Below are 15,474 nucleotides of genomic sequence, written 5' to 3'. Positions count from 1 at the left end.
CGCTCCGGCTGCGGACCCGCCGCACTTCTTTGACCTGTTTCGTCCCATACGAATACGGTATTTCCCCTTTCCGGTCCTCCCCCGTCAGGTATGCGTTCCCACGCGTTCCCTTCCGGGTGAAAAACCCAGGGGAGACGGCCGCCACCCGGCCCGGCGCGGCTAGCGTGACCACTCCGGGCCGCCGACATGTGGATCTTCATCCTGACTTACGGAGCACATGAGCCTTTCCCCGCCCTCGCCCTCACCGTCACCGACGCGGACGAAGACCCCTCTGGACCGGCTCAACGACCTGGCTCCCGGCGCGGCCGAGGTCCTGCTCCACCACTGCTGCGGCAGCCGCCGCTGGGCGCGGCGCGTCGCCGAGCACCGGCCCTACCCCACCGTCGAGGCGCTGCTCGCGGCGGCCGACGAGGCCAGCTACGACCTGACCACCGCCGATCTGCGCGAGGCGCTGGCCGGGGAACCGGCCGCGCACCCCCTGGACGGCGAGCCGCAGCCGGGCGTGCTCGCCGCGCACACCGCCCTGCGCGCCGCCCACGGCGCCTACGAGCGGAAGTTCGGCCACGCGTTCCTGTGCTGCCTGGACGGCCTGGCCGCCGAGGAGCGCCTCGATCACGTCTTGGCGGGGATCAGGACACGATTGGAGAACGACGCGGACGAGGAGTGGGCCGTCACCGCGGAGGAGCTGCGCCTGCTGGCACGGGGCCGGCTGGGGCGACTGGCCATGTGGGGCACCGCGGAACCTGGGCCGCACCGCTGACCGCCCAGGTAGGCCGTCCGTGCCTGATTGATCACACCTGCACACCCCTGGGCGAACGTGCCGACACCCCGTCGCTACGATGACTGAGGCCGGTGGACCGTACCCGGCCGGGCCCGCCCGACACCTGAAGCCGGCAGGCCCCAATGTCCGCTCCCGGAGGGTTTTTCCGTGCCGGCTGGAACGCTGTACCGCGGCCGGGAAGGAATGTGGTCCTGGGTGGCTCACCGAGTCACCGGCGTCCTCATCTTCTTCTTCCTGTTCGTGCACGTCCTCGACACCGCGCTCGTGCGTGTCTCACCCGAGGCGTACGACGACACTGTCGCGATCTACAAGACGCCCCTCGTCAACCTGATGGAGTACGGCCTGGTGGCCGCCATCCTCTTCCACGCGCTCAACGGCCTGCGGGTCATCGCGGTGGACTTCTGGTCGAAGGGCGCGAGGTACCAGAAGCAGATGCTGTGGACCGTGATGGGCGTGTGGATCGTCCTCATGGCTGGTGCCTTCTACCCGGTGCTGCAGCACACGCTGCGCGAGCTGTTCGGGAGCTGATGCGTGATGTCGACGACCGAGACGACCGAATCGAAGACCACCGACGGACCCGATGGACCCGCCGACAGCGTCGCGCTGTACGACGTGGACCACCCGGCTCCCGTCATCGAGCCGCCGCGCAAGCGGACCGCGAAGACGCCCAAGGCGTCCCGCGGCAACTTCGAGATGCAGACGTGGCTGTTCATGCGGCTGTCGGGCATCGTGCTGGTGGTGCTCGTCCTGGGCCACCTGCTCATCCAGCTGGTGCTGGACGGCGGCGTGAGCAAGGTCGGGTTCGCCTTCGTGGCGGGCCGCTGGGCCTCGCCGTTCTGGCAGGTGTGGGACCTGCTGATGCTGTGGCTGGCGATGCTGCACGGCGCCAACGGGCTGCGCACGGTGATCAACGACTACGCCGAGCGCGACAACACCCGCTTCTGGCTCAAGATGCTGCTGTACGCGGCCACCGTCTTCACCGTCCTGCTGGGCACGCTGGTGATCTTCACCTTCGACCCGAACATCCGCTGACGTACCGGGGCTGAAGGCTGAGGTTTTCCCGATGAGCAACCAGAACAACGTCAAGATCCACAAGTACGACACCGTCATCGTGGGCGCGGGCGGCGCCGGTATGCGCGCGGCCATCGAGGCCACCAAGCGCAGCCGCACCGCGGTGCTGACCAAGCTCTACCCCACCCGCTCCCACACCGGCGCGGCCCAGGGCGGCATGGCCGCCGCCCTCGCCAACGTCGAGGAGGACAACTGGGAGTGGCACACCTTCGACACGATCAAGGGCGGTGACTACCTGGTCGACCAGGACGCCGCCGAGATCCTGGCGAAGGAGGCCATCGACTCCGTCCTCGACCTGGAGAAGATGGGCCTGCCCTTCAACCGCACCCCGCAGGGCAAGATCGACCAGCGGCGGTTCGGCGGGCACTCCCGCAACCACGGCGAGGCCCCGGTGCGCCGCTCCTGCTACGCGGCGGACCGCACCGGCCACATGATCCTCCAGACGCTGTACCAGAACTGCGTCAAGGAGGGCGTGGAGTTCTTCAACGAGTTCTACGTCCTGGACCTGCTGCTCAACGAGGACGAGGGCGTCAAGAAGACCGCCGGCGTGGTCGCCTACGAGCTGGCCACCGGTGAGGTGCACGTCTTCCAGGCCAAGTCGGTCGTCTTCGCCTCGGGCGGCAACGGCAAGTTCTTCAAGGTCACCTCCAACGCGCACACCCTGACCGGTGACGGCCAGGCCGCCGCGTTCCGGCGCGGGCTGCCGCTGGAGGACATGGAGTTCTTCCAGTTCCACCCGACCGGCATCTGGAAGATGGGCATCCTGCTGACGGAGGGCGCCCGCGGTGAGGGCGGCATCCTCCGCAACAAGGACGGCGAGCGCTTCATGGAGAAGTACGCGCCCGTCATGAAGGACCTGGCGAGCCGCGACGTCGTCTCCCGCGCGATCTACACCGAGATCCGCGAGGGCCGCGGCTGCGGCCCGGACGGCGACCACGTCTACCTGGACCTCACCCACCTGCCGCCGGAGCAGCTGGACGCCAAGCTGCCCGACATCACCGAGTTCGCCCGCACCTACCTGGGCATCGAGCCGTACACCGACCCGGTGCCGATCCAGCCGACCGCGCACTACGCGATGGGCGGCATCCCCACCAATGTGCGGGGCGAGGTGCTGGCGGACAACACCACACCGGTCCCCGGCCTGTACGCGGCGGGCGAGGTGGCCTGCGTCTCCGTGCACGGCGCCAACCGGCTGGGCACCAACTCGCTGCTGGACATCAACGTCTTCGGCCGCCGCGCGGGCATCGCCGCCGCGGAGTACGCGGAGACCGCCGACTACGTCGAGCTGCCCGAGGACCCGGCCCGCTTCGTGCTCGACGAGATCGAGAACCTGCGGGACGCCACCGGCAGCGAGCGGGTCGTGGAGATCCGCAAGGCGCTCCAGGAGTGCATGGACAAGAACGTCATGGTCTTCCGCACGGAGCAGACGCTGAAGGAGGCCGTCGAGGAGATCGGCGCCCTGCGCAAGCGCTACCGCGACATCAGCGTCCAGGACAAGGGCAAGCGGTTCAACACCGACCTGCTGGAGGCCATCGAGCTGGGCAACCTGCTCGACCTGGCCGAGGTCACGGCGGTCTCCGCACTGGCCCGCAAGGAGTCGCGCGGCGGCCACTACCGCGAGGACTACCCCAACCGCGACGACGTCAACTTCATGCGGCACACCATGGCGTACCGCGAGGTGGGCGACGACGGCACCGAGTCGATCCGGCTGGACTACAAGCCGGTCGTGCAGACCCGCTACCAGCCGATGGAGCGTAAGTACTGATGGGCACCGCGACACTTGAGAAGAACGAGGCCGGCTCGCCGTCCGACGCCGGGAGCCAGGGCGCCTCGCACCTGATCACCGTGACCCTGCGGATCCGCCGGTTCAACCCGGAGGTCTCCGCCGAGCCCGAGTGGCAGGACTTCACGCTGGAGATCGACCCGAAGGAGCGCGTCCTGGACGCGCTGCACCAGATCAAGTGGGAGATGGACGGGACCCTCACGTTCCGCCGCTCCTGCGCGCACGGCATCTGCGGTTCGGACGCCATGCGGATCAACGGGCGCAACCGGCTGGCCTGCAAGACCCTGATCAAGGACATCGGCCCCGAGAAGCCGATCACCGTCGAGCCGATCAAGGGGCTCACGGTCCTCAAGGACCTGGTGGTCGACATGGAGCCGTTCTTCCAGGCCTACCGGGACGTGATGCCGTTCCTGGTGACGAAGGGGAACGAGCCGACCCGCGAGCGGTACCAGTCGCCGGGGGACCGGGAGCGGTTCGACGACACCACCAAGTGCATCCTGTGCGCGGCGTGCACGTCGTCCTGCCCGGTCTTCTGGAACGACGGCCAGTACTTCGGTCCCGCGGCGATCGTCAACGCCCACCGGTTCATCTTCGACTCGCGCGACGAGGCCGGCGAGCAGCGGCTGGAGATCCTCAACGACCGCGACGGGGTGTGGCGCTGCCGCACCACCTTCAACTGCACCGACGCGTGCCCGCGCGGTATCGAGGTCACCAAGGCCATCCAGGAGGTCAAGCGGGCCCTGATCACCCGCCGCTTCTGAGACACGTACGCGCACGCGCACCCGACCGCGCCCCGTCCCCTTCGCAGGAGGCGGGGCGCGGTCGCGTGCGGTCAGCTCGTGCGGCTCCTGACCAGGTCCAGGGTGGCCGCGAACACGGACTCCACCGCCTCGCCGGATGCGCCGTACCAGCCGTGGCCGGCTCCGGGAACCAGCGGGGGTGCGCCGGAGCAGCGCGGGGTCGGGCCGGTCACCGTGTCCTCCACCGGTGGTCGGGCAGGAAGCGCACGTCGTGGTGGTCGGGCACGGTAGCGAACCGGTCGGGGGACGGGACGACGGGCTCGGTGGGCAGCCCGTGCCGCTCGGTGGGCTCGCCGAGGCTCTCGAAGAAGCGCTCGAAGGTGTGGCCGGGGCCGGCCGCGACGCCGACGACCTGGCTGTGGTGGCGCTCGATGCGGTAGGCGTGCGGGCAGTTCCGGGGGACGAAGCCGAAGTCGCCGGGGGTGAGGACCTTCGCCTGCTGCTCGCCGGCCAAGTCCTCGACGAAGAGCCGGACCGCGCCCTGGGTGACGTAGAAGACCTCGTAGGTGTCGGGGTGGAGGTGGGCGGGGACGAGGTCGCCCTTGGGGCCTTCGACGGTGAAGAAGTTGAAGGTGTTCTCCGTCTGCTCCCCGCCCGCGTAAATGGTGATCAGGTCGCCGAAGAGGTGGGCGCGGTCGCCCTCGCCCTTCTCGATGACGTAGGGCTTGCCGGGCTCGGCGGGGATGCGGGAGGCCCGCCGGTAGGGGGTGGCGTACTCGATGGTCATGCGGTTCTCCGGGTCGGAAACGGTCTGCCGGGTCGCGCCGGGGGTGCCGGTGGCCGGGCCGGGTCGTGTCAGGCATATCGTGTCAGGGAGCCTGACACAACGTCGTCGCGCCCGGCAAACCACCCCGGGGGCCGCCGCACAAGAGGACCGCACCGGATACGCCCCCAGCGATACCGCGCCCCGCGCCCACCCCGCGTCCCTACCGTGCGGGCATGCTCACCCGCGACTTCCGCGTGCTGTTCGCCGGCCGCGCCCTCTCCCTGCTGGGGGACGCCGTCGTCCCGGCCGCCCTCGCCCTCGCCGTCCTCCGCGCCACCGGCTCCACCTCCGCGCTCGCCCTCGTCCTGGGCTGCGCGATGGTGCCCAAACTGGTGCTGCTGCCGGTGGGCGGGGTGCTCGCGGACCGGCTGCGCGCCCGCACCGTCGCGCTGCTAACCGACCTGGTGCGGTGCGCCTCGCAAGTGCTGGCGGGTCTGCAACTGCTCGGCGGAGAGCCGTCGTTGGGGGTGCTCGCCGCCGCCGAGACGGTGGGCGGCGCGGCCTCCGCCTTCGCGATGCCGTGCCTGTACCCCCTGGTCGCCGGCACGGTGCGCGCCGAGGCGCGGCAGCGGGCCAACGCGCTGATGGCGACGGCCGAAAGCGCCACCAGGCTGGGCGGCCCAGCCCTCGCCGGACTGCTGGTGCTCACGGCGGGCCCCGGCTGGGCGTTCCTGCTGGACGCGGCGACGTTCGCGGTGAGCGCCTGCCTGCTGGCGACGCTGCGTGTGGCACACGTCCCGCTGCCCAGGCAGCCGTTCCGGGCCGATCTGGCGCAGGGCTGGCGGGAGGTGACCGGGCGCGACTGGTACTGGCCCAGCCTGCTGGCGCACGCCGTCTCCAATCTGTGCCTGAGCGTGCTGCTGGTCCTCGGCCCGGCCGTGGCGGTGGCGCGGCTGGGCGGCGAGGGGGTGTGGGTGGCCACCGTCCAGGCCGGGGCGGTGGGGCTGCTGGCCGGCAACGCGCTCTCCTCCCGCCTCCGCCCGCGCCGCCCGGTGCTGGCGGCCAACGCGCTCGGCACCTTGTTCGCGCTGCCCCTCGCCCTGTTCGCCGCGGCGGCGCCCGCCCCCTGGACCGTCACTTCCTACGGGGTGGCCATGGTGGGCCTCGGCTACCTCAACCCCACCTGGCAGACGACGGTGCAGAACGCGATCCCGCCCACCGCGCTGGCCCGCGTCACCTCCTACGACTGGCTGCTGTCCCTCGCCGCCGTGCCGCTGGGGTACGCGCTGGCCCCCTGGGCGGCCGAACGGTGGGGCACGGGCGCGCCGCTGGCCGCCGCCGCGCTGCTCACCGGCGTGGGCGCGGCCACGGCCGCGGTCCCCGGCGTGCGGCGGTTCGCCCCCGACCGCCCCCACGCCGACCCGGCGCCGCGCGATGCGTATCGTGCGGACGATGGGACGTGAACGGATGCGGATCGTACGGACGACGACAGCGGGCCTCGCCCTCGCGCTCGCCGCGGCGGGCTGCGCGGGCGGCGGGGACGGTGGTGATCAGGCGGGCGGCCCCGCGAAGCCGGCCGGGCGGCACGGGATCCAGTTCCGTACCGACCGGCCGGTCGCCCGCGCGGACGACCCCGTGTCCGTGCGGCTCACCGGCCTGAAGCCCCGTACGCGCGTCGCCGTCCGCGCGGAGGCGAAGGACCGGCACGGCCAGGAGTGGGCGACGACGACCGCGCACACCGCGAACGGGCACGGCACCGTGGACCTCGGCGGGGACGGGACCGCCCGGCTGCTGGAGGGCATGCTGCCCACGGGCGGACGCCAGGCGAAACTGACCGGCAGCGGCAAGACCTTCTCCTACCACCCGGGCCCGCCCGGCACGCAGCGCTCCTACACGGTGCGGCTCACCGCGACCGCCGCCTCCGGCCCCGACAAGGGCGAACGCCTCGCCCGCCGGGACCTGGTGCGCCAGTGGCTGACCAAGGGCGCCACCCACCGGAAGCTGACCGTCGCCGAGGACAAGGTGGCCGGCGACCTGTACCTGCCGCCCAAGGGCGGGGCACGCAAGGCGCCCGTCCTCGTCTTCGGCGGCTCCGAGGGCGGCAACGCGGGGACCTACACGGCCGCTCTCCTGGCCTCGCACGGGCATCCGGCCATGTCGGTGTGCTACTTCCGCTGCGGCGAGGACTCCGGGCGGCCCGACGCCATCGACCGGATCGACCTGGACTACTTCACCCGGGCCGGGAAGCTGCTGCGCGCCCAGCCGGGGGCCGACCCGGACCGGCTGGCCGTCATGGGCAACTCGCGCGGCAGCGAGGCGGCGCAACTGCTGGGGCAGCGGCGCCCCGAGGTGTTCCGCGACGTCGTCGCCTACGCGCCCTCCTCCAAGGTCAACGGCCCCTACCCCAGCGGCACCACGGCCTGGACCGACCACGGCAGGCCCGTTCCCACCGGGCCGATCCCCCTCGACCGGGTCCGCGGCACCGTGCTCGCCGTCGCCGGCGGCAACGACCGGATGTGGGGCTCCGCCGACTCGGCGGCCGAGATGGCCGGCCAGGGCGCGAAGAAGCTGCTGTACCCGGACGCCGGGCACCATGTGAACTGGTTCCCGCTGGCCCAGCCCGGCCAGGAGGGCGGGGCCGACGGCGCCGTGACCCGCACGGCACGGGCCGACCAGCGGGCCCGCGCCGACTCCTGGCCCAAGGTGCTGGACCTGCTGGAGGACTAGCCCTTGCCCGCCAGGGTCACGACGGTGATGTCCGACTCGGCGCCCACCCGCACCGGCGGCCCCCAGGCGCCCGCGCCGCGGGTGACGTACAACTGGGTGTCGCCGTAGCGCTCCAGTCCCGCGACCGTGGGATTGGCCAGCGCCGCCAGGTACGGGCCCGGCCACAGCTGGCCGCCGTGCGTGTGGCCGGAGAGCTGGAGGTCCACGTCGTGGTCGACGGCCTCGTGGATCATCACCGGCTGGTGCGCCATCAGCACGCAGGCCCGCGCCGGGTCCCGGTCCCCGAGCGCCTTCCCGTAGTCGGGGCCCTCGCCCTGCTCCTCGCCCTGGATGTCGTTGACCCCCGCGAGATCGAAGCCGGGCAGCTCGCGCCGCGCGTTCTCCAGGGGGTGGACGCCCAGCTCGCGCACGTGGTCGATCCAGGCGTGCGCGTCGCCGAAGTACTCGTGGTTGCCCGTCACGAAGTACGCCCCGTGCCGGGCCCGCAGCTCGCGCAGCGGCTCGGCGGCGGGACCGAGGTCGGCGACGCTGCCGTCCACCAGGTCACCGACGATGGCCACCAGGTCGGGCTGCGCGCTGTTGATCGTGTCGACGATCCGCCGCGTGTGCGCCCGCCCCAGGATCGGGCCGAGATGGATGTCGCTGACGACCGCGATCCGGTACCCCTCCGCGCGCCGGCCCAGCTTGGCGAGCGGAACGGTGACCTGCTTGAGCGTCGGCCCGTTCAGCACGCCGTAGGCCCCGGCCGCCGTGGTGCCGAGCCCCGCGACCCCCGCCGTGACGGCGAGGGTACGGGCCAGAAAGACCCGCCGGCTGGGCACAGGGGCGGAGAGGGGCACGGCAAGAGCACCCCGGTCACCGGCCGGGGCGGCCTCCCCGGACGGGGCGGAGTCACCGGCCGGGGCGGAGTCACCGGCCGGGGCGGAGTCACCGGCCGGGGCGGCGTCCGCCGCACGCCGCGCTCCGGCCCGCTCCCGTGCCGCGCCGACCCGCTCCTGTTCCTCCAGAAGCTCCGGCGGCTCGGGGGACTCGGGGGACTCCCGCGTCTCCACGGCCCGGTCCGTCCGGGCCCCGGCCCGTCCCCACGCCGTGCGCGCCAGTACGAACCGCACCAGCTCTCCCGCGAGCAGGGCCAGCATCAGGTACAGCAGGCAGGCCAGCCACAGGAAACCGGGCCAGGCCAGTACCCGCTCCCAGGCGAAGGGCGCCCCCGCGCGCCCCGCGACCAGGGCACCGACCGTGGTGAGCGGCAGCACCACCGCGAGCACGGCCCCGACGGTGCGCCACCGGCTTCCGGGCGCCGTCACATCGCGGACGAAGCGCCGCCACAGATACACGTGCGCGCCCGCCAGCGCACCCAGCACGGCGAGCCCCACCAGTACGAACACAGCCACCATGGCCGTCCCTCCCCCTCGCTCCACTCCCCCGCACGTCCGGGCGGCGGTCTCAGCCGCGCCGGGCCGCTCGCAGTCCCCTGAGGCCGATCAGTCCGATCGCCGTTCCCAGCAGGAAGGAGGTGATCGCCAGCAGCAGGTGGATCCAAAAGTAACCGGTCGGGTCCCCGGCATCGTCGAATGCCAGTCCGCTGCTGTCCTTCCAGAGGTTCTTGACGAAGGTGATCCAGACGAACCAGGACCAGACGCCGAAGGCCAGCAGGAACCAGGAGACCCGGCGGGAGAGCACCAGGCCGGGCCGCCGCTCCGCCTGCTCGGGCCGCAGGGCGGCGTCCGTGGCGGGGGATGCCGTGGGGGTTTCGCGCATGATGTCAAGTATGGCTGCCGCTCCGGCGTGGTCCGGCCCCGGGGGCCGGGTGCCCGGCGGCAGGGTCCGGGCCCCTGTCCGTCCCTCCGTCGGCCCGCCGCACTGGGCGAGTTGGCCTAGCGACGCCCGCCGATGGGGGGCCTCGGCGTCCCCAACGGGCCGGTGGGCCTGTACGTTCGCAGGGTGCCCATTTTTTCGCATTATTCAGACCGCGCCGCCGCGCGCCCCGGGACGGGCCGCGTCCGGCGCACGCGCCGCGCCACCGCACTGGCCTCGACCGCGTTCACGCTCTCGCTGCTGACCGTCCCGGCGGCCCTGCCCGCGCACGCCGACGAGGGGGAGCCGAACGGCAAGAACGCCGAGCCCAGGCCCCCCGCCCAGATGTCCACCGTCGGCGGCACCCAGCTCGGCCGCCCGGGCACCCAGGTGAAGCTGAAGCCGGGCGCGCCGAAACTCCCGGCCAAGGTGACGGCGCGCTCCTGGATCGTCACCGACGCGGAGTCCGGGAAGGTGCTGGCCTCGCACAACGCGCACTGGCGGCTGCCCCCGGCCAGCACCCTGAAGATGCTGTTCGCCGACACGGTGCTGCCCAAACTGCCCCGGGACCGCACCCACAAGGTGATCCCCGCGGACCTCGCGGGCATGGGCGAGGGCAGCAGCCTCGTGGGCGTGAAGGAGGGCGAGTCCTACACGGTGCACGATCTGTGGCTCGGCGTCTTCCTGCGCTCGGGCAACGACGCGGTGCACGTGCTGTCGGCCATGAACGGCGGTGTGGCCAAGACCGTCAAGGAGATGAACGAGCGGGCCCGCGTGCTGCACGCCAACGACACGAAGGTCGTCAGCCCCGACGGCTACGACCGCAAGGGCCAGATGTCCTCGGCCTACGACCTGTCGCTGTTCGCCCGCTCCGGCATGCAGAACAAGGACTTCCGCGAGTACGCGGCGACCGCGACGGCGAAGTTCCCGGGGGAGACGAAAAAGAAGAAGAACGGCAAGAAGCAGCGCGAGAGCTTCCAGATCCAGAACACCAACCGCCTGCTCACCGGGGATGTGGGCATCGACCCGTACCCGGGCATCGCGGGCGTGAAGAACGGCTCGACGACGCACGCGGGCAACACCTTCACCGGCGTGGCACAGCGCGGTGACCGGGTCCTCCTCGTGACCGTCATGCACCCGGACGGGCAGGAGGCCCACGGCGTCTACAAGGAGGCCGCCAGGCTGCTGGACTGGGGCTTCGCCGCCGACGGCAAGGTCACGCCGGTCGGACAGCTGGTGGGCCCGGGCGGCGCGGCCAGCGGCGGGGGCACCCCCGCGGGCAAGGGCGGCGAGGCCGGTGGCCCCTCGGGCGCCCACGCGGCCGCGCGCCACGAGAGCGAGCCCTCGGGCGGCGCCGGTGTGGCACTGGGCATCACCGCGGGTGTTCTGGTGGCGCTGGGTCTGCTCGCCTACGGCGTCCACCGCCGCTGGCCGCTTCCCGACCTGGCGCGACGCCGCCGCCGCTGAGGCCGTCCCGGGTCTCCTCCTCGTCGCCGGTACGCGCGCCGTCCTCGTCGCCGGTACGCGCGCCGTCCTCGTGCGTGTCGTCGTCGACGAGGTCCTTGACCGGCTGCTGTGCGTCGGGGCCCCCGCCGGGCGCGGGGGCCGTCGCCGTCCAGGCGGCGCAGTAGAGCAGCAGTTTCGTCATAAAGCTGATCCACAGCAGGAGGGCGATGGGCACGCCGAAGGCGCCGTAGACGTTCTTGGCGGCGACCTGCTGGAGGTAGCCGCCGAGCAGCAGCTTCAGCAGCTCGAAGCCGACGGCGCCCTGGAGGCAGGCCGCGAGCGTGGCGCGGCGCGGAGGTTGGACGCGGGGCAGCAGGGTGAGCACGTACCACAGCAGCAGGAAGTCGGCCGCGACGGCGGCGGCGTAGCCCGCGGTGCGCAGCAGGACCGTCCCGATGCCGCCCTCGGCCAGTCCGAGGCGTTCGGCGGCCCAGGTCACGGCGGTGACGGCGAAGGCGGAGCCGCCGAAGGAGACCAGGCCGACCAGGCCCAGTCCGAGCAGGATGCCCAGGTCGGTGCCCCGGCGTACCAGGAGGTTGCCGGGGTCCTCCTCCAGGTCCCACACGGCGCGCAGGCTCTCGCGCAGCGTGCCGACCCAGCGCCCGCCGGTGAGCAGCAGCGCGAGACCCGCGACCAGGCCGACGGTGCCCGCGTTGTCGGCCAGCGACTGGATCTCCAGCTGGTCGGAGATGCCGGGCACCTGGTCGGTGAGGGTGTCCTGGAGCCGCCGCGTCTGGTCGTGCGGGAGCAGCGCCGCCGCCACGGCGGCGCCGATGGCGAGCATCGGGAACAGCGCCAGGAAACTGGTGAAGGTGATCGCGGCGGCGAGCCGGGTCCACTTGCGGTCTTCCAGGTGCTGGTAGACGCGCCACAGGCGCGTGGTGAGGAACCACGCGAGCGGCGGGCCCACCAGGGGCAGCTTCGTCAGTCTTTCCACATCTGCCCCCTGCCCAGCGGGAGCGGTCTCCAGCCACCGGCACCGGACGTCACCCGTGCGGCCCCGCCACCTAGAAGGGCCCGTCCCGCAGACCGCGGCAGCCGGGGTGCCGCGGGGCTACAGCGTGGCGGGGGGCCGCAGCGCGCTGCGGCGCTGGTGGGGCGGGCGGCAGCCGGTGGCCGGGACGGCGACCTGGAGCGCGGAGGCGGTCTGTCCGGGGTGGCCGGGGCTCTGCGCTCCCGGGGTGCCCTGGGCGAAGGGGAACTCCCTCTCCAGCCGCCACACCTGGTCCTCGCCCTGCTCGTAGAGGGCGAAGCCGGTGGCCGTCCAGGCGCACTCGAAGTCGGCCAGCTCCGCGTGGGCGCGGTCCATGGCCTCCTCGTCGATGCCGTGCGCCACCGTCACGTGCGGGTGGTAGGGGAAGTGCAGCTCGCGGGCGAGCGGGCCCTCCGGGTCGCGGACCCGCTCCTGGAGCCGGGCGCACTCCGCGCCGCCCTGGGCGACCTGGACGAAGACCACGGGGGACAGCGGGCGGAAGGTGCCGGTGCCCGACAGCCGCACCTCGAAGGCCCGGCCGGCGAGGGCGACGCCCGCCAGGTGGGCCTCGATCGCGGGCCGCGCCGAGGCCGCGACCTCGGTGGGCGGCAGCAGGGTGATGTGGGTGGGGATGCCGTGCGCGGCGGTGTCACCGAAGGACGCCCGCCGCTTCTGGAGCTGCGTGCCGTACGGCTCCGGGACGGCGAGCGATACGCCGAGCGTCACGGTCGCCCCGCCCATGGCCTCTCCCTTCACCGCCTGTCCCTTCACCGCCTGCCGGGCACGAGGCCCACCTTGTCGTAGACGTCCCGCAGGGTCTCGCCCGCCACGGTGCGGGCCTTCTCGGCGCCGTCGAACAGGATCTTGTCCAGCGACGCGGGGTCCTCCATGAACTCCTGCGTACGCGTGCGGAACGGGGTGACCCAGTCCGTGACGACCTCGGCGAGATCCGTCTTGAGCGCACCGTAGCCCTTGCCCGCGTACTTATCCTCCAGTTCCTGGATTCCGGCACCGGTCAGGGTGGAGTAGATCGTCAGCAGATTGCTGATACCGGGCTTCTTGTCCCGGTCGAAGCGGATGACGGTGTCGGTGTCGGTGACCGCGCTCTTGATCTTCTTCGCGGTGGACTTCGGCTCGTCCAGCAGCTCGACGATGCCCTTGGGGGTCGAGGCGGACTTGCTCATCTTGACCGACGGGTCCTGGAGGTCGTAGATCTTCGCCGTCTCCTTGAGGATGTACGGCTCGGGCACGGGGAAGGTTTCGCCGTACCGGCTGTTGAAGCGCTCCGCGATGTTGCGGGTCAGCTCCAGGTGCTGGCGCTGGTCCTCGCCGACCGGGACCTGGTGGGCGTGGTAGACGAGGATGTCCGCCACCATCAGCGCGGGGTAGGTGAACAGACCCACACTGGTGTGGTCGGTGCCCTGTTTGGCCGACTTGTCCTTGAACTGCGTCATCCGCGCGGCCTCACCGAACCCGGTCAGGCACTCCACGATCCAGCTCAGCTGCGTGTGCTCGGGCACATGGCTCTGGAGGAAGACGGTGCACCGCTCGGGGTCGAGGCCGGCGGCCAGCAGCTGGGCGGCGGCCATCCGCGAGTTGTGCCGCAGCTCGGCCGGGTCCTTCGGGATCGTCATCGCGTGCAGGTCGACGACCATGTAGAACGCGTCGTGGGTCTCCTGGAGCGCCACCCACTGGCGTACGGCACCGAGGTAGTTGCCGAGGTGGAACGAACCGGCGGTGGGCTGGATACCGGACAGCACACGAGGACGATCATTGGCCATGCGCCCCATTCTCTCAGGTGCCCGGACTCCTCAGTGACCCCGTCACGGGTGAGCTGGGGCACGGATCCGCACGGAGCGGGGGCACAGCCGCACGGGACGGGGCACGGGCGCCACGGGGCGGGGCACGCGTCCGCCGGGCGCGCGGCTGCGCGACTGCGCGGACGGGGGCGCGGTCTCTCCCGTACGCGGCGGTTCCCCGTCGGCACCGTCGGCGGAAGATGGAAGGGTGCGGCCCCACAGGGCAGCACCGTTACGCACAGAGGAACGGAGACGACGATGTCCACCCTCTCGAGCGCGGCCTCGGCATCGGCATCGGCCTCGGCGAGCGCGCAGAGCATCGCCACCGCGCAGGCCCACAGCGCGCACAACTACCACCCGCTCCCCGTCGTCATCGCCACCGCGGACGGCGCGTGGGTGACCGACGTCGAGGGGCGCCGCTACCTCGACATGCTCGCCGGGTACTCGGCGCTCAACTTCGGCCACCGCAACCCCCGGCTGATCGAGGCGGCCAGGGCCCAGCTGGACCGGGTCACCCTCACCTCCCGCGCCTTCCACCACGACCGTTTCGCGGACTTCGCCGCGCAGCTCGCCGAGCTGTGCGGCATGGAGATGGTGCTGCCCATGAACACGGGCGCCGAGGCGGTGGAGACGGCCGTCAAGACCGCCCGCAAGTGGGGCTACCGCATCAAGGGCGTCCCGGACGGCCGGGCGAAGATCGTCGTGGCGGACAACAACTTCCACGGCCGGACGACGACGATCATCAGCTTCTCCACGGACGAGGAGGCCCGCGCCGACTACGGTCCGTACACGCCGGGCTTCGAGATCATCCCCTACGGCGACCTGGCGGCGCTGGAGGCCGCCGTCGACGACGACACGGTGGCCGTCCTCCTGGAACCCATCCAGGGCGAGGCGGGCGTCCTGGTGCCGCCGCCCGGCTACCTGACGGGAGTCAGGGAACTCACCCGCTCCCGCGGGGTGCTGTTCATCGCGGACGAGATCCAGTCCGGGCTGGGCCGCACGGGCGCCACCTTCGCCTGCGAACTGGAGGGCGTCGTCCCCGACATGTACGTCCTGGGCAAGGCGCTGGGCGGCGGCGTGGTGCCCGTCTCGGCCGTCGTCTCCTCCCGCGAGGTACTCGGCGTCTTCCGGCCCGGCGAGCACGGCTCCACCTTCGGGGGCAACCCGCTGGCGTGCGCGGTCGCCCTGGAGGTGCTGGAGATGCTGCGCGGCGGCGAACTCCAGCAGCGCGCCAAGGAGCTGGGCGAGCACCTGCACCGGGAGCTGGGCCTGCTGCCGGCCGCGGCCGTCCGCGAGGTGCGCGGCCGCGGCCTGTGGGCGGGCGTGGACATCGACCCGTCCTACGGCACCGGCCGGGAGATCTCCGAGAAGCTGATGGCACGGGGTGTCCTGGCCAAGGACACCCACGGCTCCACCATCCGCCTCGCCCCGCCCCTGGTGATCGGCAAGGAGGACCTGGACTGGGGGCTGGAGCAACTGCGTACGGTGCTGGCGGGCTGAGCACGGTACCGGTGGGCCGGGCCCGCCGCCG

Annotated in this window: 16 protein-coding genes; 9 read left to right on the top strand and 7 right to left on the bottom strand. The window is 72.3% G+C overall.

What is annotated here, in order from left to right; translation table 11 throughout:
* Window positions 1-217: 217 nt before the first annotated feature.
* The 5 genes from FM076_RS20785 to FM076_RS20765 all read left to right on the top strand — a co-directional run bounded on the left by FM076_RS20785 (window position 218) and on the right by FM076_RS20765 (window position 4,396).
* The gene (locus FM076_RS20785) at window positions 218-760 is read left to right on the top strand and encodes a 2-oxo-4-hydroxy-4-carboxy-5-ureidoimidazoline decarboxylase (protein ID WP_173872479.1); all 543 of its coding nucleotides are present in this window, start codon (window positions 218-220) and stop codon (window positions 758-760) included.
* A 168-nt stretch (window positions 761-928) separates the two neighbouring features.
* Window positions 929-1,309, top strand: coding sequence for a succinate dehydrogenase, cytochrome b556 subunit (sdhC, locus tag FM076_RS20780; protein ID WP_016469340.1), 381 nt, complete (start codon window positions 929-931; stop codon window positions 1,307-1,309).
* A 6-nt stretch (window positions 1,310-1,315) separates the two neighbouring features.
* Complete coding sequence (locus FM076_RS20775) at window positions 1,316-1,813, top strand: succinate dehydrogenase hydrophobic membrane anchor subunit (RefSeq protein WP_243274586.1); 498 nt, start codon at window positions 1,316-1,318, stop codon at window positions 1,811-1,813.
* A 31-nt stretch (window positions 1,814-1,844) separates the two neighbouring features.
* Complete coding sequence (sdhA, locus tag FM076_RS20770; RefSeq protein ID WP_173872478.1) at window positions 1,845-3,617, top strand: succinate dehydrogenase flavoprotein subunit; 1,773 nt, start codon at window positions 1,845-1,847, stop codon at window positions 3,615-3,617.
* On the top strand, window positions 3,617-4,396 hold the full coding sequence (locus FM076_RS20765; RefSeq protein WP_173872477.1) for a succinate dehydrogenase iron-sulfur subunit: 780 nt from the start codon (window positions 3,617-3,619) through the stop codon (window positions 4,394-4,396). The genes sdhA and FM076_RS20765 overlap by 1 nt, the downstream gene beginning before the upstream one ends.
* A gap of 71 nt (window positions 4,397-4,467) precedes the next feature.
* On the opposite strand, the gene FM076_RS20760 is transcribed toward FM076_RS20765, so the two are convergent.
* Together FM076_RS20760 and FM076_RS20755 are read right to left on the bottom strand one after the other, a co-directional pair.
* Window positions 4,468-4,608, bottom strand: coding sequence for a hypothetical protein (locus FM076_RS20760; protein ID WP_173872476.1), 141 nt, complete (start codon window positions 4,606-4,608; stop codon window positions 4,468-4,470).
* Complete coding sequence (locus tag FM076_RS20755) at window positions 4,605-5,162, bottom strand: quercetin 2,3-dioxygenase (protein WP_173872475.1); 558 nt, start codon at window positions 5,160-5,162, stop codon at window positions 4,605-4,607. Before FM076_RS20755 ends, FM076_RS20760 begins: the two co-directional genes overlap by 4 nt.
* A gap of 212 nt (window positions 5,163-5,374) precedes the next feature.
* On the opposite strand from FM076_RS20755, the gene FM076_RS20750 reads away from it, so the two are divergent.
* Window positions 5,375-6,604: an MFS transporter gene (locus tag FM076_RS20750; RefSeq protein ID WP_173872474.1), complete on the top strand. Its 1,230-nt coding sequence runs from the start codon at window positions 5,375-5,377 to the stop codon at window positions 6,602-6,604.
* On the top strand, window positions 6,594-7,868 hold the full coding sequence (locus tag FM076_RS20745) for an acyl-CoA thioesterase/bile acid-CoA:amino acid N-acyltransferase family protein (RefSeq protein WP_173872473.1): 1,275 nt from the start codon (window positions 6,594-6,596) through the stop codon (window positions 7,866-7,868). Before FM076_RS20750 ends, FM076_RS20745 begins: the two co-directional genes overlap by 11 nt.
* On the opposite strand, the gene FM076_RS20740 is transcribed toward FM076_RS20745, so the two are convergent.
* Together FM076_RS20740 and FM076_RS20735 are read right to left on the bottom strand one after the other, a co-directional pair.
* Complete coding sequence (locus tag FM076_RS20740; RefSeq protein WP_173872472.1) at window positions 7,865-9,265, bottom strand: metallophosphoesterase; 1,401 nt, start codon at window positions 9,263-9,265, stop codon at window positions 7,865-7,867. The genes FM076_RS20745 and FM076_RS20740 overlap by 4 nt on opposite strands.
* A 49-nt stretch (window positions 9,266-9,314) precedes the next feature.
* Window positions 9,315-9,554: an SCO4848 family membrane protein gene (locus tag FM076_RS20735; protein ID WP_031029748.1), complete on the bottom strand. Its 240-nt coding sequence runs from the start codon at window positions 9,552-9,554 to the stop codon at window positions 9,315-9,317.
* 258 nt (window positions 9,555-9,812) lie between these two features.
* Here FM076_RS20735 and FM076_RS20730 point away from each other — a divergent pair, with 258 nt between their 5' ends.
* A complete protein-coding gene (locus tag FM076_RS20730; RefSeq protein WP_428814948.1) occupies window positions 9,813-11,132 on the top strand; it encodes a D-alanyl-D-alanine carboxypeptidase family protein in 1,320 nt (439 codons plus the stop codon).
* Here FM076_RS20730 and FM076_RS20725 read toward each other — a convergent pair.
* The 3 genes from FM076_RS20725 to trpS form a co-directional block, all read right to left on the bottom strand.
* The gene (locus FM076_RS20725; protein WP_173872471.1) at window positions 11,038-12,108 is read right to left on the bottom strand and encodes a YhjD/YihY/BrkB family envelope integrity protein; all 1,071 of its coding nucleotides are present in this window, start codon (window positions 12,106-12,108) and stop codon (window positions 11,038-11,040) included. The genes FM076_RS20730 and FM076_RS20725 overlap by 95 nt on opposite strands.
* A 117-nt stretch (window positions 12,109-12,225) precedes the next feature.
* Entirely contained in the window at window positions 12,226-12,885 is a 660-nt protein-coding gene (locus FM076_RS20720; RefSeq protein ID WP_173872470.1) for a 2'-5' RNA ligase family protein, read from the bottom strand.
* 26 nt (window positions 12,886-12,911) lie between these two features.
* Window positions 12,912-13,925 carry a tryptophan--tRNA ligase gene (gene trpS, locus FM076_RS20715; RefSeq protein ID WP_173872469.1) on the bottom strand — a complete coding sequence of 338 codons (1,014 nt, stop codon included), beginning with the start codon at window positions 13,923-13,925 and terminating at the stop codon, window positions 12,912-12,914.
* A 276-nt stretch (window positions 13,926-14,201) separates the two neighbouring features.
* On the opposite strand from trpS, the gene rocD reads away from it, so the two are divergent.
* Window positions 14,202-15,443 carry an ornithine--oxo-acid transaminase gene (gene rocD / locus FM076_RS20710; protein ID WP_180217817.1) on the top strand — a complete coding sequence of 414 codons (1,242 nt, stop codon included), beginning with the start codon at window positions 14,202-14,204 and terminating at the stop codon, window positions 15,441-15,443.
* The last annotated feature ends 31 nt before the right edge of the window (window positions 15,444-15,474 follow it).

Origin of the sequence: Streptomyces albus subsp. chlorinus (genome assembly GCF_013302895.1) — a bacterium.
GTDB lineage: Bacteria > Actinomycetota > Actinomycetes > Streptomycetales > Streptomycetaceae > Streptomyces > Streptomyces chlorinus.
Note: the sequence above shows the minus strand (reverse complement) of the source record. Positions and strands in the feature narration are given on the sequence as shown.